We start from the raw sequence: 18,698 nt of genomic DNA, 5'->3' as shown, positions 1-18,698 counted from the left end.
ATCAGGGACGCCCCCGCTGCCCGCGCAGGTGCTCCGCGATCGGCTTGAGCGCCTTGTCGAGGCCGGTCAGGGCCTCGGGGGCCAGCAGGTCGATGAAATGCCTGCGGACGGATGCCACATGGTGCGGCGCGACCTTCCGCATCGTCTCCAGACCGTGCTCGGTGAGGACGGCGTAGAGCCCGCGGCGGTCGGACTCGCAGTTCTCCCGCCGGACCAGGTTCGCGTTCTCCATGCGGGTGATCTGGTGGGAGAGGCGGCTCTTGGACTGCATCGTGGCGGTGGCCAGGTCGCTCATCCGCAGCCTGTCGCCTTCCGCTTCGGAGAGGTTCACCAGGATCTCGTAGTCGTTCATCGTCAGGCCGAACGGCTGCAGGTCCTTCTCGAGCTGGTGCGTCAACAGCCTGTTGACCTCCAGGTGGGTGCGCCAAGCACACTGCTCCGTATCGGTCAGCCAGCGGGTGGCCGTCTCGGTCTCCATGAATGAAGTCTACCTAAAATGTTGAAAGGCGAACTAGTAAGGGTTTTTCCGTGACGGGGACGGTGCGCACGCGTTCGACGTCACACTCCGCAGGTTACCGCTCACAGCCCGAAGCGGCGCTGGAGGTCCCCCAGCTGTCCGGGAAGCCCCGGTACCCCGGACCGGCCGCCCTGAGGCGCGGAGGGTCCGCCGCCGGGCACCCCCGGCTGCTGCGGAGCGGCTCCCGTGGACTGCTCCGCCATCAGCGCCTCGCTCGACTGCAGCAGTACCGTCCCTGCCCCCACGAACTCGAACTGGTGCTCCTCCCCGGAGGCCCCGCCGAGGCCCGTCATCGCACGTAGACCGCCCAGTAGGCCGGTCATGTACCCGTGGTCGTAGTGATGGCACGGAGACGGGCAGTCGGCCCAGCCGACCAGGGCCTGCGGGTCGACCCGGATCGGGGGTTCCATGAACACCACCGGCCCGTTCGACGCGGCCACGAACTTCCCGGTTCCGATCAGTGTCAGGAAGCCCGGCACGATCGACTGCTTGAGGGCGAGACTTGGCTGAAAAGCAAGCAGGTTGCCTGAGCGAATGGTCAGGTTGCCGTCTTCCAGGTCATACGAATTCACATCGAAGGCCCGGTCGGCGAGGAGCATCTTGCCCGAGCCCTCGGCCACCACCCAGTCGCTCGCGTGCAGAGGCGAATGGAAGGACGTCCGCACCAGACGGTCCAGCCGGCCGTGCCCGATCCCGTTGAACTCGATCGTCCCGTAGTAGGCGATCATCTTCCCCTTCTGCAGGAACCACTGGCTCCCCTTGAGCTCCACGCAGAAGGTGTACGCGTTGACGTTGTCGTCGGCCGGCAGCGTCGCCGGGTCGTGGTGAACGGTGCTCACAGCTTCTCCTCGGACGCCTGGACGTACACCGTGCCGCTGCCGCTGAGCTCCAGCTGGAACGCCTCGCCGGAGCCGCGCCCCACCATGTCCCGCCAGCCCATCGCCGTGGACAGCTTGTTGCGTACGTCGCCGTGGTGGGCGACGTACGCCTGCGGGTCGACGCGCACCGGGCGCTGCGGGGTGATGGGGATGGCGAAGACGCCCCCGTGGGCCATCACCGCGACGGAGCCGTGGCCCTTCAGCGTCGTCGTGAACAGCCCCTGCCCGCTGACCTGGCCGCGCACCATGCCCATGACCCCGCCCTGCGAGCCCAGGAACACCGTGCCCTGCTCCAGGGTGCCCTCGAAGGCGAGGAGGCGGTCCGCCTCGACGTACAGGGTGTCGCCGGCGAGGGCGATCACCTGGACGTGGTGGCCGCCGTGCCCGAAGAGCACGGTGCCGCTGCCCTCGACGGTCATCAGCGGCGTGTCCTCGTTCGCCACCCGGCGGCCGATCATCGACATGACGCCGCCCTGGCCGCCCCGCAGATTGGGGGTGAAGGACACCTCGCCCTGGTAGGCGAGCATCGCGCCGCGCTGACTGAACAGCCGCTGCCCGGGTGCCACGGTCGCCTGCACCATCTTGGAGTTGATCTCCCGGAAGGCCATCTCACACATCCCCCGCGATCGTGTTCCGCTCGCTCGGCTGCACGTACACCAGGCCGTCGCCCTCGAAGCGGATCTGGAAGGCCTCCCCGCCGCCCTCCCCGAACAGCGTGCGGAAGGTCACACCCGACTGGAAGGACTGCCGCAGGTTCCCCTGGTGCGCGACGTACGCGCCCGGGTCGACCGTCAGCGGGTACTGCGCGCTGACCCGCAGCACCACCGCCGGCCCGTCCGACATGATCGCCACCTGCCCGTGCCCCTGCACGGTGGTGGTGAACAGCCCGTTGCCCTGGGAGGCGCCGCGGGTTCCCGTGAAGCTGGTGCCGGTCCGCAGCCCGGCGTCGGCCGCCAGGAAGTTGCTGGACTCGACGTACAGCGTGTCGCCCTGGAGACCCACGAGGCTGATCTCCGAGGCCCGGTCCGCGAACCAGCAGGTCCCGTGCCCCTTCACCTCCATCACCGTCATCTGTTCGCCGGTGATCCGCCGGGTCACCATCCCCCGGATCCCCTCACCGCCGCCGCTCAGCTTCTTGAAGGCCATTTCCCCGTCGTACGCGACCATCGAGCCGTTCTTCGCCTTCACGGCGTCCCCGGTCATGTCGACGGCGAGTACCTTGCTGTCTTGGAGTCGGAACATCGCCACAAATGGGAAAGGTAGCCCGCCGAGTGGGCCCGCCGACAGATCCCACGGGCACGGACGCTCCTCCGGCCGTCCCCGCGGGCCGGTGCCGCCGCCCCCCTCGCCCGGGCGCGTCGGCGGTTTGCCACAATGGACGCGCGCTTGTGCGCACGTTCACAAACCCCCAGTTCGCCGATGCCCGGCGACTCTCCCACCGAAGGTGACCCGTGGACCTCAAGACCGCCTCCGCCCTCCGCCGCCTCCGCCTGGTCTCCGGCCCCGAGGCGATCTCCTTCCTGCTGCTGTTGGTCTGCTCCGTCCTGAAGCGGACCACCGACTTCAACGCGGTGCCCGTGATGGGCGCGGTCCACGGTTTCCTCTTCGTCGTCTACGTCATCTTCTGGGCGGACGCCTGGAACCGCGCCAAGTGGTCGTTCGGCACCGCCGCCTTCTACTTCGTCATGTCGGTCCTGCCGACCGGCGGCTTCTTCGCCGACCGCAGGCTCAAGCGTGAGGCCGAGGACGCGGTCATCGCCTCCCGCGCCCGCCAGGAAGGCGTGGTGGGAGCATGATCGTCGCCTTCTCCGTGACGCCGCTCGGCGTCGGCGAGGACGTGGGGGAGTACGTCGCCGACGCCGTACGGGTGGTCCGCGAGTCGGGCCTGCCGAACCGCACCGACGCGATGTTCACGTCGGTCGAGGGCGAGTGGACGGAAGTCATGGACGTCGTCCGGCGCGCCGTCGCCGCCGTCGAGGCGCGGGCTCCGCGCGTCTCCCTGGTCCTCAAGGCGGACATCCGCCCCGGCGTGACGGACGGCCTCACGTCGAAGGTGGAGACGGTGGAGCGGCACCTCGCGCAGTAGCGGCGCGCCGTGGGCGGTGGTATCGAAACGCGAGACGGGGCTGGACGGGATATGACCGGCCGGTAGGGTCTGGTGCCGTGCCGAAGCCCCTCAGTCTCTCCTTCGATCCCATCGCCCGTGCCGACGAACTCTGGAAGCAGCGCTGGGGCGCCGTGCCCTCCATGTCCGCGATCACCTCGATCATGCGGGCGCAGCAGATCCTGCTGGCCGAGGTCGACGCGGTGGTCAAGCCGTACGGGCTGACCTTCGCGCGCTACGAGGCGCTGGTGCTGCTCACCTTCTCCAAGTCGGGCGAGCTGCCGATGTCCAAGATCGGCGAGCGCCTCATGGTCCACCCCACCTCCGTCACCAACACCGTCGACCGGCTGGTGAAGTCCGGCCTGGTGGACAAGCGCCCCAACCCCAACGACGGCCGCGGCACCCTCGCCACCATCACCGACAAGGGCCGCGAGGTGGTCGAGGCGGCCACCCGCGACCTCATGGCGATGGACTTCGGGCTGGGCGTGTACGACGCCGAGGAGTGCGGGGAGATCTTCGCGATGCTCCGGCCGCTGCGGGTCGCCGCGGGGGACTTCGAAGAGGCCTGAGCGAGTCGCGGGCCCGCTCGAAGATCGCGCGAAACGGACGGTTACGCTCGGACCCATGAAAAAGAGCGTGCTGACCCGCTACCGGGTCATGGCGTACGTCACCGGTGTGCTGCTGATCCTGCTCTGCCTCGGCATGATCGCCAAGTACCTGCTGGACATGGACGGTGCCGCCGACTTCACCCACGTCGTCAGCCTCGCGCACGGCTGGCTGTACGTCGTCTACCTCGTCTTCGCCTTCGACCTGGGCTCCAAGGCGAAGTGGAAGGTCAGCAAGCAGCTGTGGGTGCTGCTGGCCGGGACCGTCCCGACCGCCGCGTTCTTCGTGGAGCGCAGGATCAGTCAGGAGCTGGACGCCAAGTTCGCCGCCGCGGAGGCACCCGCGGCCGCCAAGGCGTAGCCGGCCCCCGCCGGGCCCTCTCACCGCCGTGCGGACACCCGTACGGCGGTACCCCATCGACATTTACTTGGACGTCCTAGTAAATTCGAGGGTATGGACGCTGACGCCATAGAGGAGGGCCGCCTTCGCTGGCAGGCCCGGTACGACGCGGCGCGCAAGCGCGACGCGGACTTCACCACGCTCTCCGGCGACCCCGTGGAGCCGGTGTACGGGCCCCGCCCCGGGGACGCGTACGAGGGCTTCGAGCGGATCGGCTGGCCGGGGGAGTACCCCTTCACCCGCGGCCTGCATCCGACCGGCTACCGGGGGCGGACGTGGACCATCCGGCAGTTCGCCGGGTTCGGGAACGCCGAGCAGACCAACGAGCGCTACAAGATGATCCTGCGCAACGGCGGAGGCGGGCTCTCGGTCGCCTTCGACATGCCGACGCTGATGGGCCGCGACTCCGACGACCCGCGCTCGCTCGGCGAGGTCGGGCACTGCGGGGTGGCCATCGACTCGGCCGCCGACATGGAGGTGCTGTTCCAGGACATCCCGCTCGGGGACGTGACGACCTCCATGACGATCAGCGGGCCCGCGGTGCCCGTGTTCTGCATGTACCTGGTCGCCGCCGAACGGCAGGGCGTCGACCCGTCCTCGCTCAACGGCACGCTCCAGACCGACATCTTCAAGGAGTACATCGCCCAGAAGGAGTGGCTCTTCCAGCCCGAGCCGCACCTGCGCCTGATCGGCGACCTGATGGAGTACTGCGCGGCCGGCATCCCCGCCTACAAGCCGCTCTCCGTCTCCGGGTACCACATCCGCGAGGCCGGCTCGACGGCCGCGCAGGAGCTCGCGTACACGCTGGCGGACGGTTTCGGGTACGTGGAGCTGGGCCTGTCGCGCGGCCTGGACGTCGACGTCTTCGCCCCCGGCCTCTCCTTCTTCTTCGACGCGCACCTCGACTTCTTCGAGGAGATCGCCAAGTTCCGCGCGGCGCGGCGGATCTGGGCCCGCTGGATGCGGGACGTGTACGGCGCGCGGTCCGACAAGGCGCAGTGGCTGCGCTTCCACACGCAGACCGCGGGTGTCTCGCTCACCGCGCAGCAGCCGTACAACAACGTCGTCCGTACGGCCGTGGAGGCGCTCGCGGCGGTGCTCGGCGGCACCAACTCCCTGCACACCAACGCGCTCGACGAGACCCTCGCGCTGCCCAGTGAGCAGGCCGCCGAGATCGCCCTGCGCACCCAGCAGGTGCTGATGGAGGAGACCGGCGTCGCCAACGTCGCCGACCCGCTGGGCGGGTCCTGGTTCGTCGAGCAGCTGACGGACCGGATCGAGGCCGACGCGGAGAAGATCTTCGACCAGATCAAGGAGCGGGGGCTCCGGGCCCACCCCGACGGACAGCACCCCATCGGGCCGGTCACCTCCGGCATCCTGCGCGGCATCGAGGACGGCTGGTTCACCGGCGAGATCGCCGAGTCCGCCTTCCGCTACCAGCAGGCCCTGGAGAAGGACGACAAGAAGGTCGTCGGCGTCAACGTGCACACCGGTTCCGTCACCGGCGACCTGGAGATCCTGCGGGTCAGCCACGAGGTGGAGCGCGAGCAGGTGCGGGCCCTGGGCGAGCGCAGGGCCGCCCGCGACGACGCGGCCGTGCGTACGGCCCTGGACGGCATGCTCGCCGCCGCCCGGTCCGGCGGCAACATGATCGAGCCGATGCTGGACGCCGTACGCGCCGAGGCGACGCTCGGGGAGATCTGCGGGGTGCTGCGGGAGGAGTGGGGGGTGTACACGGAGCCGGCGGGGTTCTGACCGCCCGGCCGGAGCCCGGTCCGGCACGGCGGGCGACTCCCCGTCGGCCCGCCGCGGCCCGGTGAGCGGCGTCAGCCGGAGGCACGGAACGTGCGCCGGTACGCCGACGGGGCGACCCCCGCCTCCGCCGCCAGGTGCCGCCGCAGCGAGGTGGCGGTGGCGAAGCCGACCTCGTGGGCGATCCGCTCCACCGGGAGATCGCTGGACTCCAGCAGGTGCCGTGCCCGCCGCAGCCGCTGCTGGGTCAGCCACCGGCCGGGGCTCAGACCGGTCTCCTCCCGGAAGCGCCGGGCGAAGGTGCGCGTGCTCATCGCCGCGTGCCCGGCCAGGTCGTCCAGCGACAGGGGCAGTTCCAGCCGCCGCAGCGCCCAGTCGCGGGTGGGCCCGGTGCCGGTCGCGCCGGCCGGCGGCAGCGGCCGCTCGATGTACTGCGCCTGCCCGCCGTCGCGGTACGGCGGCACGACGCAGCGGCGGGCGACCTGGTTGGCCACCTCGCTGCCGTGGTCCTGGCGTACCAGGTGCAGGCAGACGTCGACGCCGCTCGCCGCGCCCGCGGAGGTCAGCACGTCGCCGTGGTCGACGAAGAGCACACCGGCGTCCAGCTCGACCCGGGGGAACAGCTCCTGGAAGTGGTCGCTGAGCGCCCAGTGGGTGGTGGCCCGGCGCCCGTCCAGGAGGCCGGCGGCGGCCAGCAGGAAGGCACCGGTGCAGATGGACACCAGACGGGTGCCGGGGCGGACGCGAGCCAGGGCGGTGAGGGCCTGCGGGTCCGGGACGGCGGCCGAGGCGGCGGTGATGGCGTACGGGGGGATGACCACGGTGTCCGCGCCGGCCAGTACCTCGGGACCGTGCCCGGGGGTGACGGTCAGGTCGGAGTCGGTGCGCACGGGCCGTCCGTCCACGCTCGCGGACAGCACCTCGTAGCGGCCGTCGGCGGAACCCAGGACCCGGTGCGGGATGCCGAGCTCGAAGGGGTAGACGCCGTCCAGCGCGAGGACGACGACCTTGTGGGAGCCGGGCAGCGGGTCCGGGCGCATCCGGCTCTCCAGTTCGGCGGCGCGGGCGGCGGAGTCGACGGTCATGGCAGGAATGTATCGGAGGATGACCTTCTTGCCATCGCCCCGGGTCGCGTCGTACCCGCACGATCGGGGCATGACCTCGACGGACACCTCTGCGAACCCCACCTCCTCGGATCCGGCGGCCGCCCAGGACGGCGCCCCCGTGATGCTCGCCCTGCACCAGACGGCCCTCGGCGGACCCGAGGTACTGCGGCTGACGGCCCTGCCCCGGCCCACGCCCGGCCCCGGCGAGATCCTCGTCGCCGTGCACGCGGCCGGGCTCAACCCCACGGACTTCAAGCACCGCGCGCTGACGGTCTTCCTGCCCCCGCCGCCGCTGACCCTCGGCTGGGACGTCTCCGGCACCGTGGTGGAGACCGGCTTCGGCGTCACCCTCTTCCAGCCCGGCGACGAGGTGTTCGGCATGCTGCCCTACCCGCACGGGGCCGGCTCCCACGCCGAGTACGTGACCGGACCCGCCCGCGCCTTCGCCGTGAAGCCCGCCGGGATCGACCACGTCCAGGCGGCCGCCCTGCCGCTGGCCGCGCTCACCGCCTGGCAGGCCCTCGTCGACACCGCCGGCCTCCGGGCCGGGCAGCGGGTGCTGATCCACGCCGCGGCCGGCGGCGTCGGTCATCTCGCCGTACAGATCGCCAAGGAGCGCGGCGCGCACGTCACGGGGACGGCGAGCGCCCCCAAGCACGACTTCCTGCGCGAGCTGGGCGCGGACGCCTGCGTCGACCACCGCACCGAGGACTTCACCGACACCGGCGAGCCCTACGACGTCGTCCTCGACGCCCTCGGCGGGGAGACCGCCACCCGGTCCGCGGGCGTGCTCCGACCCGGCGGTGTCCTCGTCTCCCTGCTGCCGGGCGCCGCGGACACCCGGGCAGCGGCCGAGAAGGCCGGGATCCGCGCCGTGAACCTGCTCGTCGAGCACGACCGGGCCGGGATGTGTGCCGTCGCCGACCTCGTCGAACGGGGCAGGCTCCGCGCCCACGTCTCCGGCACCTTCCCGCTCGCCGAGGGCGCCCGGGCGCACGCCCAGGGCGAGACCGGCCGCACCACGGGGAAGCTGGTCCTCACCGTGCGCTGAGAGGGTGCCCGCCGGCCGTGTCCTGCCGGGGCGCGGCCGGCTCCTCCGCCGAGCCGGCCAGGCCGGCCAGCAGGACCCGGGTCAGGCCGCGCACCCACTCCTCGTCAGCGGCTTCCGCGCTGACCAGCGTGCGGTGCACCACCGCGCCCGCGACCAGGTCGAAGATCAGGTCCACGGTGCGTGCCGCCTCCGCGGCGTCCGGCTCGGGCGGCAGTTCGCCGCGTGCCTGGGCGCGGGCCCTTCCCTCCAGCACCAGGCGCTTCTGGCGTTCGACGATCGACGTGCGGATGCGCTCGCGCAGCGCGTCGTCGCGGGTGGACTCGGCGACCACCGCCATCAGGCCGCTCTTGGCCTCCGGGCGGTCCAGGATCGCCGCGAACTGGAGCACGACGCCCTCGATGTCGGCGGCGAGGGACCCGCGGTCGGGGAGCCGGAGCTCGTCGAAGAGTTCGGCGACCGCGTCGACCACCAGTTCGTTCTTGCCCGTCCAGCGGCGATAGAGCGTCGTCTTGGCAACCCCGGCCCGCGTGGCGACGTCTCCCAGGGTGAGCTTCGACCAGCCCAGGTCGACCAGGGCCGCCCGCGTCGCGGCCAGGATCGCGGTGTCCGCCGCGGCACTGCGCGGGCGCCCGGTACGGCCGGCGGGGGTACTGCTCTGCATTCCCCGACCTTAACCGGCGGGTAACCCGTTGAATCGCCGTGATGCAGATCACGGAAGCCGGGTGCTTCGGGGGTCACTTGTGGCATTACGCTACGGGTCGTAGCGAAAGTACGGGTCCGCCCGTACCGCAGCGACGACCACAGGCGTGGGGTGGGGACCCGGCGTCAACGGAACACTTCAGGGCGGGCTTTCGACCCGCTTTTCACGCACGCGCGGAGTACGGGGGAGGATAGGCCCATGCAGCCACGGAACATGTCCATGAGCGGGGTCGTCGACCTCGCCGCGGTGAAGGCGGCCCAGGAGGCCAAGGCGAAGGCGGAGCAGGCGCGCGCCGAGGCGGCCCGGCACGGCGGGGCGGGGGCCGTCTCCCCGGCCGATCTCGTCATCGACGTCGACGAGGCCGGCTTCGAGAGTGAAGTCCTGCAGCGGTCCACCGAGGTCCCGGTCGTCATCGACTTCTGGGCCGAGTGGTGTGAGCCCTGCAAGCAGTTGAGCCCGGTGCTCGAACGGCTCGCCGTCGAGTACAACGGCCGCTTCCTCCTCGCCAAGATCGACGTCGACGCCAACCAGATGCTGATGCAGCAGTTCGGTGTCCAGGGGATCCCGGCCGTGTTCGCGGTCGTGGCCGGACAGGCGCTGCCGCTCTTCCAGGGTGCCGCCGGTGAGGCGCAGATCCGCCAGACCCTGGACCAGCTGGTGCAGGTCGCCGAGGAGCGCTTCGGCCTGACCGGTCTCGCCGTCGACCCCGAGGCGGAGCCGGGCGCCCAGCCCGCCGCCCCCGAGCGTCCGGCCGGCCCGCACGACGCGGCCCTCGAGGCCGCCGTGCGGGCGCTGGACGCGGGCGATCTGGCCGGAGCGGTCCAGGCGTACCAGAACGTGCTGAGCGAGGACCCGGGCAACACGGAGGCCAAACTCGGCCTGGCCCAGGCCGAGTTGCTCCAGCGCGTGCAGAACGCCGACCCGCAGCGGGTCCGTCAGGACGCGGCCGACAAGCCCGGTGACGTCGAGGCGCAGATCGCCGCCGCCGACCTGGATCTGGTGGGCGGTCACGTGGAGGACGCCTTCGGGCGCCTCATCGACACGGTGCGCGTCACGGCCGGAGACGACCGGGAGACCGTACGGGTGCGGCTGCTGAAGCTGTTCGAGGTGATCGGCGCCGACGACCCGCGGGTGACCGCGGCCCGCAGGGCGCTGGCTCGCGCCCTGTTCTAGGGGCGGTTCGGGCGCCCGTAACCGAGCGGTCGGCGACCGTTCGTCCGGGTGATGCCCGTGTGAAAGAGCTGTCGACGGAACGCCAGTGCGGCCGCGCTTTGCCAAATCTTGGCAATCGCGGCCGCTGTTACTGCGAGTAAGTCGGTCTCGCCGATCTGTCGGACTCTGTCCGGCGATCCATGGTTTTGTTCCATCCGTATGACACACCCTGCGTCGCCGTTCGGGGCCGGTGTGTCGTCCCCCGGCGGCCCGTCCGTTACCAGCGAGTAACGAACCCCCTTGTGTCGACGGCGAGAATGCACCACGATCGGCGACGCTCGGTCCGTTCCCGTACCCCGAAAGCCAGTCGGGTCGCGGGGGTTCCTGGGTCCCCACCGAGCAGGGCCGGCGGCAGTGGAGCCGGCTCTTGGGCAGGGGGGTCTTCGCCCACCCGGCGAAGCCTGTCCAGCAGGGTTGTGCGTGATCGTGTCAGGCGCGACCAGTGGTTGTCGCTCGGGGGTGATCGCCGGTGATTCGGGCGCGTCGTACGCGCCGCCGAGCGCGGGCGCTCTCCTTCCCGAGGACGTAGCACTTCTCCCATCCCTGCCCGGCCGAGCCGCCGATCCCGGGGCCGGCCGAGGCCAGGAGATGTACGTCCGAGAAGGAGGAAATATGGAGTCCCAGGTGCGTGGCGGGACCAGATGGAAGCGGTTCGCTGTGGTCATGGTGCCCAGCGTTGCCGCGACGGCGGCGATAGGCGTCGCGATGGCGCAGGGCGCTCTCGCCGCGTCGTTCAGTGTGTCGGGGCAGTCGTTCAAGGTGACGGCGAAGGAGCTCCGCGGTGAGGGCTTCACGCAGTACGGCGCTCTCACCGAGGGCTACACGCTCACCGGCGACAAGGTGCGCCACCCCGTGGCGGTCTCGTCGTTCCGCGAGGCGCACATCGAGAAGATGTGCCAGTCGGTCGTCACGCCGAACATCCCGGTGATCGGCTCTGTCACCCTCCGGCTGGAGGCGGGCAACAGCCCGAAGGAGGACGAGCAGGTCTTCGCCAAGAACCTGCAGCTCGACGTCGAGAAGCTCGAAGCCGACGCCACCTTCGAGGGCATGGAAATCGGCGTGGCCGCCGGTGACCTGAACAAGGGCCCCGGCATGCAGGGCGGCAAGGAGCAGGCCAACAGGTTCGGCTTCGCGCAGCAGTCCGACAGGGCCGTGCTCAAGGACGTGAAGCAGACGGCGTGGGCCACCACCGCCGGAACCTTCAAGCTCCCCAATCTGAGCATGTCTCTGCACAAGGGCAAGGGCAAGGACATCGAGTGCTACTGAGCGCTCGCTGACGGGCGGGGGCCCCTGGCGCCCCGCCCGTCTTCCCACCGGCCGCGCCGTCGTGCGCGGCCCGCTTCTCCACCACAGCAAAGCCGTACCAGGGAGCTGTTTTCCATGAGCGCCGAGACTCCTGCCGCCGTACCCGGCCAGTTCACCCGCCGCAGGCTGCAGTTCCGTGCCTGGCGAGGCACGCGGCCGTTCTGGGCCGGCCTGTTCGTCGCGCTGGCCGGATTTCCGATCATGTACTTCCCGTACGCGAATCTGCAGATCGGTCACCTGACGCTGGCGATGTCGACCACCGCGGGCGCCGGGTCCCTGATCATCGGCGTGCTGCTCGTGGTCCTCGGACTGAGCCTGTGGTTCCAGCGGCACATCAGGGTTTTCGCGGGCGTCGCGGCGATCCTTCTGGGCCTGGTCTCCATTCCGGTGTCCAACTTCGGCGGTTTCGTCATCGGGTTCCTGCTCTCGCTGGTCGGCGGGGCGATGGCGGTGTCGTGGGTGCCGGGCACGCCCCCCGAGACCGAGCCGCCGGCCGCGGGCAGGGGAACGGACGACACCCCCGAGGGCGCGGTCCTCGACGGCCCGGAGCCCGACACCGCCATGCCGCGGCCGCGGACGGGAGCCGGCATGCCGGAAGAGCCGAACGACCTGTCAGGAACGAGCCCGGGCAACGGGGCGAACGGGAGGCACAGTGCCGGCTGACGAGGCGACCCGCGGAACTGACGCGGAGGCGTCCCGCGCGAGAACCGGGCCGCGCCACGCGGCTCCCAAGAAGCCGCTGCTCACGAGGCTCCACATGCCGGCCGGGAAGGCGATCGCCCTGGCGGCGATGCCCACGGCGGTCCTCATGGGGCTGGGGTTCACGCCGACCCTCGCCGTCGCGGACGGCAACGACCAGGGGGCGCCGCCGGCCAACAGCCTGACGGCCGAGGAGTACAAGGCCTGTGTGGAGGCCATGACGGGCGCCGACAAGGGATCGTCCGCCTCTCCCGCCCCCTCTGCGTCGGCGACCGGCAAGGCCGACGACGCCGAGGGTGACGACGCCGAGGGTGACGCGGGCGAGCCGAGCCCCTCGACCTCGGCAGGGGACTCCGGCAGCGACAAGGGCACGGAGACGGGTGCTGCCTCTTCGTCGGATTCAGGTTCCGACGACAAGGCCGAGCCCGCCCCGAGCGCCTCCGCGTCGGCGTCGCAGGAGAACGAGCCGCGGAGCGAGGAGGCGTCCCCCTCGGCGTCCGAGAGCGGCGGCGGCGGTCTGCTGGAGGGCCTCGGCGACGCCATCGAGGGCATCTTCACCGGCGGCGGGAAGGCCGAGGAGAGCCCGAGCCCCACGCCGTCCCCCTCGGCGTCCGGGAGCGCCGGCGAGGACGCGTCCGACCCGGCGAAGGACGGCACGGGGAAGGCCACCGGCACGGCGTCCGGGGCGGCCGGGTCCACCGAGGAGCCGCGGGACGAGGCGACCGGGGAGGCGAAGGACGGGGCCAAGGACCAGGCGAAGGACGAGGCGAAGGACGAGGCGGAGGAGACGGCCGGGGAAGCCACCGCCTCGCCCGGCCCCAGCGCCTCCGAGAGCGCCGGCACGGACCCGGAGGACTGCCCGGTCGCCACCGACGAGGTGGGCGGGGTCGACAACTCCATCCCGGTGCCGGACGACCCCTGGCACCTCGAGGCCAGCTCGCTGCTCCTCAAGGGGGCCTCGTACAAGGGCATCGTCGAGGTGAAGACGGCGAGCGGCAAGACCAAGAAGGCGCTGAAGTACGTCATATCGAAGGGCACCGACATCGGTGACCTGCACCAGATCGTGAAGGACGAGCAGATCGGCAAGACCTACCACGTGCAGGCGGCCAAGGGGTCGACGTCCACGATCACCAACGGGGACACGGTGATGTACACGGAGAGCATCTCGGGCAACCTGCTCGGGCTGATCCCGATCACCTTCGACCCGGAGCACCCGCCGCCGCTGGACATCCCGCTGATCTACTTCACCGACGTGAAGGTGGTGCAGGCCGGTCAGTTCGGCGGGACCCTGCACATCCCCGGGCTGCATCAGTACATCACCGACTGAGAGCGGCCGGGACGCGACCGAGGGCGCCCCCTGCCACAGGGGGCGCCCTCGGTCGCGTACGGGACGGGACGTCAGCCGCGCCGCGTCTCCCCCAGGTGGTGCACGCGGACCATGTTGGTGGTGCCGGGCACGCCGGGGGGCGAACCGGCGGTGATCACGACGATGTCGCCGTCGCTGAACCGGCCGAGGCGCATCGTCTCCTGGTCCACCAGGTCGACCATCTCGTCGGTGCTGTTCACGAACGGCACCACGTGCGGCTCCACGCCCCAGCTGAGCGCCAGCTGGTTGCGGGTGGACTCGTCGGTGGTGAAGGCGAGGATCGGCTGGGCCGCGCGGTAGCGGGACAGCCGGCGGGCGGTGTCACCGGACTGGGTGAAGGCCACCAGGCCCTTGCCGCCGAGGAAGTCGGCGATCTCGGCGGCGGCGCGGGCCACCGAACCGCCCTGGGTGCGCGGCTTCTTGCCCGGCACCAGCGGCTGCAGGCCCTTGGAGAGCAGTTCCTGCTCGGCGGCGGTGACGATCTTCGACATCGTCTTGACGGTCTCGATCGGGTACGCGCCCACCGACGACTCCGCCGACAGCATGACCGCGTCCGCGCCGTCCAGGATCGCGTTGGCCACGTCGGAGGCCTCGGCGCGGGTCGGACGCGAGTTGGTGATCATCGACTCCATCATCTGGGTCGCCACGATCACCGGCTTGGCGTTGCGCCGGCACAGCTCGATGAGGCGCTTCTGCACCATGGGGACCTTCTCGAGCGGGTACTCGACGGCCAGGTCGCCACGGGCCACCATGACGGCGTCGAAGGCCGCGACGACGCCCTCCATGTTCTCCACCGCCTGCGGCTTCTCCACCTTGGCGATGACCGGGACCCGGCGGCCCTCCTCGTCCATCACGCGGTGCACGTCGGCGACGTCCTTGGCGTCCCGGACGAAGGAGAGCGCGACCAGGTCGCAGCCCATGCGCAGCGCGAAGCGGAGGTCCTCGATGTCCTTCTCGCTCAGCGCGGGCACGTTCACGGCCGCGCCGGGCAGGTTGATGCCCTTGTGGTCGGAGATGACGCCGCCCTCGATGACGATCGTCCGCACCCGGGGGCCCTCGACCTCGGTGACCTTCAGCTCGACGTTGCCGTCGTTGATGAGGACCTGGTCGCCCTTGGTGACGTCGCCGGGCAGGCCCTTGTACGTCGTGCCGCAGATCGTCCTGTCACCCGGCACGTCCTCGGTGGTGATGGTGAACTCGTCACCGCGCACCAGCTCGACGGGACCCTCCGCGAAGGTCTCCAGGCGGATCTTCGGACCCTGCAGGTCGGCGAGGACACCGATGGCCCTGCCGGTCTCCTTGGCGGCGGCCCGGACACGGTCGTAACGCCCCTGGTGCTCGGCGTGGGTGCCGTGGCTGAAGTTGAAGCGGGCCACGTTCATGCCGGCCTCGATCAGCGCTACGAGCTGCTCGTGGGAGTCGACCGCGGGGCCGAGAGTACAGACGATTTTCGAACGGCGCATGGGGCGATCCTATCGGTTTGTTTCGCTGCGGAATATTCCGTCTGGCGGAATGTACAAAAGGGCGGGATGCCGCTCAGGTGAGATTCCCCGAACCATTTACCAGCGCGTAGGTCTGTGTCGCGATCTCCATTTCCTCGTCCGTCGGCACCACGGCCACCGCCACCCGCGCGCGGGCCGGTGAGATCAGCCGCGCCCCGTCGCCGCGCGCGGCGTTCAGCTCGCCGTCGACCGCCAGGCCGAGCTCCTCCAGGCCCGCCACCGCGGCCTCCCGCACCGGCGCCGAGTTCTCCCCGACCCCGGCGGTGAAGGCCACCGCGTCCACCCGTCCGAGAACGGCGTAATAGGCGCCGATGTACTTCTTCAGCCGGTGAATGTAGATGTCGAAGGCCAGCCGCGCCCGCTCGTCGCCGGCGTCGACACGGCGGCGGATCTCCCGCATGTCGTTGTCGCCGCACAGTCCGATCAGACCGCTCCCCTTGTTGAGAAGAGTGTCGATCTCGTCGGCGGACATTTCGCCAACACGCATCAAATGGAAGATGACGGCAGGGTCCATGTCTCCCGAGCGCGTACCCATCACGAGCCCCTCCAAAGGCGTCAGCCCCATGGAGGTGTCCACGCAACGCCCGCCCCGCACCGCCGAGGCGGACGCCCCGTTGCCCAGGTGCAGCACGATGACGTTCACGTCCTCGGGCGCCTTGCCCAGCAGCTTCGCGGTCTCCCGGGAGACGTACGCGTGCGAGGTGCCGTGGAAGCCGTAGCGGCGGACGCGGTGCGCGTCGGCGGTCTCGACGTCGATCGCGTAGCGGGCCGCGGCCTCCGGCATCGTCGTGTGGAAGGCGGTGTCGAAGACGGCGACCTGCGGCAGGTCCGGGCGCAGCGCCTGCGCGGTGCGGATGCCGGCGAGGCCCGCCGGGTTGTGCAGCGGGGCGACCGGGATGAGGCGCTCGATCTCGGCGAGCACCGCGTCGTCCACGACGGTCGGCTCGGTGAACCGCTTCCCGCCGTGCACCACCCGGTGCCCTATCGCGGCCAGCTCCGGCGAGTCCAGGCCGAGGCCGTCCTTGGCCAGCTCCGCCGCGACGGCCTTCAGCGCCGCGTCGTGGTCGGGGACGGCCCCGCTCCACTCACGGGCCCCGCCGCCCGCCGGCGTGTGCCTGAGCCGTGAGGTCTCCTCCCCGATCCGCTCGACGAGGCCCACCGCCAGCCGTTCGCCACCGCGCATGTCGATCAGCTGGTACTTCACCGACGACGAGCCGGAGTTGAGGACGAGGACGCGGGTAGCGCTCACAGATCGGACGCCTTCTCGGTGGGGGACTCGGTGGGGGACTGCTGGGCCTGGATCGCCGTGATGGCGACGGTGTTGACGATGTCCTGGACGAGCGCGCCCCGGGACAGGTCGTTGACCGGCTTGCGCAGACCCTGGAGCACCGGGCCCACCGCGATCGCGCCGGCCGAGCGCTGCACGGCCTTGTACGTGTTGTTGCCGGTGTTCAGGTCCGGGAAGATCAGGACGCTGGCCTGCCCGGCGACCTCCGAGCCGGGCAGTTTGGTCGCGGCCACCGACGGCTCGACGGCGGCGTCGTACTGGATCGGCCCCTCGACCCTGAGGTCCGGCCGGCGCGAGCGGACCAGCTCCGTCGCCTCGCGCACCTTGTCGACGTCGGCGCCGGAACCGGACGTGCCCGTCGAGTACGACAGCATCGCGATCCGCGGATCCACCCCGAACCGCGCCGCCGTGGAGGCCGACTGGGTCGCGATGTCGGCGAGCTGTTCCGCGTTCGGGTCGGGGTTGACCGCGCAGTCGCCGTAGACCAGGACCTTGTCGGCCAGGCACATGAAGAAGACGGACGACACGATCGACGCCTGCGGCCTGGTCTTGATGATCTCGAAGGCCGGGCGGATCGTCGCCGCGGTCGAGTGCACCGACCCCGACACCATGCCGTCGGCCAGCCCCTCCTGCACCATCAGCGTGCCGAAGTAGTTGACGTCGGAGACGACGTCGTACGCCAGTTCCACCGTCACGCCCTTGTGGGCGCGCAGGGCGGCGTACTTCTCGGCGAAGGAGTCGCGCAGCTCGCTGGCGGCCGGGTCGACCAGCTGCGCGTCGCCGAGGTCGATGCCCAGGTCGGCGGCCTTCTTGCGGATCTGCTCGACCGGGCCGAGGAGGGTCAGCTCGCACACGCCCCGGCGCAGCAGCACCTCGGCCGCGTGCAGCACCCGCTCCTCGGTGCCCTCCGGGAGGACGACCCGGCGCAGGTCGGAACGGGCCTGCTCCAGCAGCTTGTGCTCGAACATCATCGGCGTGACGCGGTCGCTGCTCGGCGCGGAGACCCGCTTGCTGAGGTCGGCGGTGTCGACGTACCGCTCGAAGAGGCCGAGGGCGGTCTCCGCCTTGCGCGGGGTGGCGGCGTTGAGCTTGCCCTCCAGGGAGAAGAGCCGCTCGGCGGTGGGGAAGCTGTTGCCGGTCACCGAGAGCACCGGCGTGCCGGGGGCGAGGCGGTCGGCGAGGGTGAGGATGCCCGCGCCGGGCACCTCGTCCAGGGTGAGCAGGACGCCGGCTATCGGCGGGGTGCCGGCGCTGTGCGCGGCGAGCGTGCCGACGACCAGGTCGGCGCGGTCGCCGGGGGTGACGACCAGGCAGCCGGGGGTCAGGGCGGCCAGCAGGTTGGGCAGCATGGCCCCGCCGAAGACGAAGTCCAGCGCGTCGCGGGCGAGCCCCGAGTCGTCGCCGAGGACCACCTCGGCGCCGAGGGCGTGCGCGATCTGGGAGACGGTCGGCGCGGACAGGGCGGGCTCGTCCGGCACCACCCAGCACGGCACCGGCAGCCGGTCCGTGAGCCGCTCGGCGATCTCGTCCCGGTCCTCGCGGGCGACCCGGTTGGTCACCATGGCCAGGACGTCGCAGCCCAGCCCGTCGTAGGCGCGGAAGGCGTTGACGGTCTCGGCGAGCACGGACTCCGCGGGCTGCTTGCGGCCGCCCACCACCGGCAGCACCGAGGCACCGAACTCGTTGGCCAGCCGCGCGTTCAGCGACAGCTCGTCCGGGAACTGGGTGTCGGCGAAGTCGGTACCGAGGACGAGGACGACGTCGTAGTCGCGGGCGACCAGGTGGAACCGGTCGACCAGCGCGGACACCAGCTCGTCCGTGCCCTGTTCGGCCTGGAGGGCGGACGCCTCCTGGTAGTCCATGCCGTACACGGTGGCGGGGTCCTGCGCGAGCCGGTAGCGGGCGCGCAGCAGCTCGAAGAGCCGGTCGGGTCCGTCGTGGACCAGGGGACGGAAGACGCCGACCCGGTCGACCTGCCGGGTCAGGAGCTCCATGACCCCCAGTTCGACGACCTGGCGGCCGTCGCCGCGGTCGATACCGGTCACGTACACGCTGCGCGTCACGCGTGGTCTCCGTTTCGTCTGGTGGCGGCTGTCCCGTGCACAGAGATCACCCACCGGGGTGAGCAGAGCCCTCTTGACAATACCTCCGGGGGTGGCTAAGGCGCCCGTCAGCGTCCGTGAGTGCCCGCCGGGGGGCCGGTCATGAAAGAA

19 protein-coding genes are annotated in these 18,698 nt (G+C 71.0%); 10 read left to right on the top strand and 9 right to left on the bottom strand.

Annotated features, from left to right (window positions below; all coding sequences use genetic code 11):
• Position 1: 1 nt before the first annotated feature.
• The 4 genes from ACP4J0_RS18270 to ACP4J0_RS18255 form a co-directional block, all read right to left on the bottom strand.
• Complete coding sequence (locus tag ACP4J0_RS18270; protein WP_426599730.1) at positions 2 to 478, bottom strand: MarR family winged helix-turn-helix transcriptional regulator; 477 nt, start codon at positions 476 to 478, stop codon at positions 2 to 4.
• A 101-nt stretch (positions 479 to 579) separates the two neighbouring features.
• Complete coding sequence (locus tag ACP4J0_RS18265; RefSeq protein WP_426599729.1) at positions 580 to 1,356, bottom strand: AIM24 family protein; 777 nt, start codon at positions 1,354 to 1,356, stop codon at positions 580 to 582.
• Positions 1,353 to 2,003 carry an AIM24 family protein gene (locus ACP4J0_RS18260; protein WP_426599815.1) on the bottom strand — a complete coding sequence of 217 codons (651 nt, stop codon included), beginning with the start codon at positions 2,001 to 2,003 and terminating at the stop codon, positions 1,353 to 1,355. Before ACP4J0_RS18260 ends, ACP4J0_RS18265 begins: the two co-directional genes overlap by 4 nt.
• Before the next feature lies 1 nt (position 2,004).
• A complete protein-coding gene (locus tag ACP4J0_RS18255) occupies positions 2,005 to 2,637 on the bottom strand; it encodes an AIM24 family protein (RefSeq protein ID WP_426599728.1) in 633 nt (210 codons plus the stop codon).
• A gap of 209 nt (positions 2,638 to 2,846) precedes the next feature.
• Between ACP4J0_RS18255 and ACP4J0_RS18250 the strand changes: the two genes are divergently transcribed.
• From ACP4J0_RS18250 to ACP4J0_RS18230, 5 genes are all read left to right on the top strand, one after another.
• On the top strand, positions 2,847 to 3,191 hold the full coding sequence (locus tag ACP4J0_RS18250) for a DUF3817 domain-containing protein (RefSeq protein ID WP_426599727.1): 345 nt from the start codon (positions 2,847 to 2,849) through the stop codon (positions 3,189 to 3,191).
• Entirely contained in the window at positions 3,188 to 3,481 is a 294-nt protein-coding gene (locus ACP4J0_RS18245; RefSeq protein WP_426599726.1) for an MTH1187 family thiamine-binding protein, read from the top strand. The genes ACP4J0_RS18250 and ACP4J0_RS18245 overlap by 4 nt, the downstream gene beginning before the upstream one ends.
• Positions 3,482 to 3,558: 77 nt before the next feature.
• Positions 3,559 to 4,068, top strand: a complete 510-nt coding sequence (locus tag ACP4J0_RS18240; RefSeq protein ID WP_426599725.1) for a MarR family winged helix-turn-helix transcriptional regulator — start codon at positions 3,559 to 3,561, stop codon at positions 4,066 to 4,068.
• A 55-nt stretch (positions 4,069 to 4,123) separates the two neighbouring features.
• Positions 4,124 to 4,465 carry a DUF3817 domain-containing protein gene (locus tag ACP4J0_RS18235; protein ID WP_426599724.1) on the top strand — a complete coding sequence of 114 codons (342 nt, stop codon included), beginning with the start codon at positions 4,124 to 4,126 and terminating at the stop codon, positions 4,463 to 4,465.
• 93 nt (positions 4,466 to 4,558) lie between these two features.
• The gene (locus ACP4J0_RS18230) at positions 4,559 to 6,259 is read left to right on the top strand and encodes an acyl-CoA mutase large subunit family protein (protein ID WP_426599723.1); all 1,701 of its coding nucleotides are present in this window, start codon (positions 4,559 to 4,561) and stop codon (positions 6,257 to 6,259) included.
• Positions 6,260 to 6,330: 71 nt separating this feature from the next.
• Here ACP4J0_RS18230 and ACP4J0_RS18225 read toward each other — a convergent pair whose 3' ends face one another.
• Positions 6,331 to 7,341 carry a GlxA family transcriptional regulator gene (locus ACP4J0_RS18225; RefSeq protein ID WP_426599722.1) on the bottom strand — a complete coding sequence of 337 codons (1,011 nt, stop codon included), beginning with the start codon at positions 7,339 to 7,341 and terminating at the stop codon, positions 6,331 to 6,333.
• Between the two features lie 70 nt (positions 7,342 to 7,411).
• Between ACP4J0_RS18225 and ACP4J0_RS18220 the strand changes: the two genes are divergently transcribed.
• A complete protein-coding gene (locus ACP4J0_RS18220; RefSeq protein WP_426599721.1) occupies positions 7,412 to 8,413 on the top strand; it encodes an NADP-dependent oxidoreductase in 1,002 nt (333 codons plus the stop codon).
• On the opposite strand, the gene ACP4J0_RS18215 is transcribed toward ACP4J0_RS18220, so the two are convergent.
• Positions 8,400 to 9,074 carry a TetR/AcrR family transcriptional regulator gene (locus ACP4J0_RS18215; RefSeq protein WP_426599720.1) on the bottom strand — a complete coding sequence of 225 codons (675 nt, stop codon included), beginning with the start codon at positions 9,072 to 9,074 and terminating at the stop codon, positions 8,400 to 8,402. The two genes, ACP4J0_RS18220 and ACP4J0_RS18215, sit on opposite strands and share 14 nt — an antisense overlap.
• Positions 9,075 to 9,311: 237 nt before the next feature.
• Here ACP4J0_RS18215 and ACP4J0_RS18210 point away from each other — a divergent pair, with 237 nt between their 5' ends.
• From ACP4J0_RS18210 to ACP4J0_RS18195, 4 genes are all read left to right on the top strand, one after another.
• The gene (locus ACP4J0_RS18210; protein ID WP_426599719.1) at positions 9,312 to 10,286 is read left to right on the top strand and encodes a tetratricopeptide repeat protein; all 975 of its coding nucleotides are present in this window, start codon (positions 9,312 to 9,314) and stop codon (positions 10,284 to 10,286) included.
• Between the two features lie 651 nt (positions 10,287 to 10,937).
• On the top strand, positions 10,938 to 11,591 hold the full coding sequence (locus tag ACP4J0_RS18205; RefSeq protein ID WP_426599718.1) for a DUF6230 family protein: 654 nt from the start codon (positions 10,938 to 10,940) through the stop codon (positions 11,589 to 11,591).
• A 114-nt stretch (positions 11,592 to 11,705) separates the two neighbouring features.
• The gene (locus tag ACP4J0_RS18200) at positions 11,706 to 12,293 is read left to right on the top strand and encodes a DUF6114 domain-containing protein (protein ID WP_426599717.1); all 588 of its coding nucleotides are present in this window, start codon (positions 11,706 to 11,708) and stop codon (positions 12,291 to 12,293) included.
• A complete protein-coding gene (locus ACP4J0_RS18195; RefSeq protein WP_426599716.1) occupies positions 12,283 to 13,656 on the top strand; it encodes a hypothetical protein in 1,374 nt (457 codons plus the stop codon). Before ACP4J0_RS18200 ends, ACP4J0_RS18195 begins: the two co-directional genes overlap by 11 nt.
• Before the next feature lie 71 nt (positions 13,657 to 13,727).
• On the opposite strand, the gene pyk is transcribed toward ACP4J0_RS18195, so the two are convergent.
• The 3 genes from pyk to pta form a co-directional block, all read right to left on the bottom strand.
• Positions 13,728 to 15,158: a pyruvate kinase gene (pyk, locus tag ACP4J0_RS18190; RefSeq protein WP_426523522.1), complete on the bottom strand. Its 1,431-nt coding sequence runs from the start codon at positions 15,156 to 15,158 to the stop codon at positions 13,728 to 13,730.
• Positions 15,159 to 15,231: 73 nt separating this feature from the next.
• Complete coding sequence (locus tag ACP4J0_RS18185; protein ID WP_426599715.1) at positions 15,232 to 16,446, bottom strand: acetate kinase; 1,215 nt, start codon at positions 16,444 to 16,446, stop codon at positions 15,232 to 15,234.
• Positions 16,443 to 18,548: a phosphate acetyltransferase gene (pta, locus tag ACP4J0_RS18180; RefSeq protein WP_426599714.1), complete on the bottom strand. Its 2,106-nt coding sequence runs from the start codon at positions 18,546 to 18,548 to the stop codon at positions 16,443 to 16,445. The genes ACP4J0_RS18185 and pta overlap by 4 nt, the downstream gene beginning before the upstream one ends.
• Between the last annotated feature and the right edge of the window lie 150 nt (positions 18,549 to 18,698).

The sequence above is a fragment of the Streptomyces sp. WG7 genome, assembly GCF_049975785.1.
Taxonomy (GTDB): Bacteria; Actinomycetota; Actinomycetes; order Streptomycetales; family Streptomycetaceae; genus Streptomyces.
This window is presented reverse-complemented; position numbering and strand designations above follow the sequence as displayed.

Excerpts from the sequence above, each read along its gene's own strand:
- ACP4J0_RS18200 (WP_426599717.1), top strand. The coding sequence starts at position 11,706 with ATGAGCGCCGAGACTCCTGCCGCCGTACCCGGCCAGTTCACCCGCCGC.
- ACP4J0_RS18205 (WP_426599718.1), top strand. The coding sequence starts at position 10,938 with ATGGAGTCCCAGGTGCGTGGCGGGACCAGATGGAAGCGGTTCGCTGTG.
- ACP4J0_RS18245 (WP_426599726.1), top strand. The coding sequence starts at position 3,188 with ATGATCGTCGCCTTCTCCGTGACGCCGCTCGGCGTCGGCGAGGACGTG.
- ACP4J0_RS18270 (WP_426599730.1), bottom strand. The coding sequence starts at position 478 with ATGGAGACCGAGACGGCCACCCGCTGGCTGACCGATACGGAGCAGTGT.
- ACP4J0_RS18220 (WP_426599721.1), top strand. The coding sequence starts at position 7,412 with ATGACCTCGACGGACACCTCTGCGAACCCCACCTCCTCGGATCCGGCG.
- ACP4J0_RS18215 (WP_426599720.1), bottom strand. The coding sequence starts at position 9,074 with ATGCAGAGCAGTACCCCCGCCGGCCGTACCGGGCGCCCGCGCAGTGCC.
- ACP4J0_RS18225 (WP_426599722.1), bottom strand. The coding sequence starts at position 7,341 with ATGACCGTCGACTCCGCCGCCCGCGCCGCCGAACTGGAGAGCCGGATG.
- ACP4J0_RS18235 (WP_426599724.1), top strand. The coding sequence starts at position 4,124 with ATGAAAAAGAGCGTGCTGACCCGCTACCGGGTCATGGCGTACGTCACC.
- ACP4J0_RS18255 (WP_426599728.1), bottom strand. The coding sequence starts at position 2,637 with ATGTTCCGACTCCAAGACAGCAAGGTACTCGCCGTCGACATGACCGGG.
- ACP4J0_RS18210 (WP_426599719.1), top strand. The coding sequence starts at position 9,312 with ATGCAGCCACGGAACATGTCCATGAGCGGGGTCGTCGACCTCGCCGCG.
- ACP4J0_RS18230 (WP_426599723.1), top strand. The coding sequence starts at position 4,559 with ATGGACGCTGACGCCATAGAGGAGGGCCGCCTTCGCTGGCAGGCCCGG.
- pyk (WP_426523522.1), bottom strand. The coding sequence starts at position 15,158 with ATGCGCCGTTCGAAAATCGTCTGTACTCTCGGCCCCGCGGTCGACTCC.
- ACP4J0_RS18260 (WP_426599815.1), bottom strand. The coding sequence starts at position 2,003 with ATGGCCTTCCGGGAGATCAACTCCAAGATGGTGCAGGCGACCGTGGCA.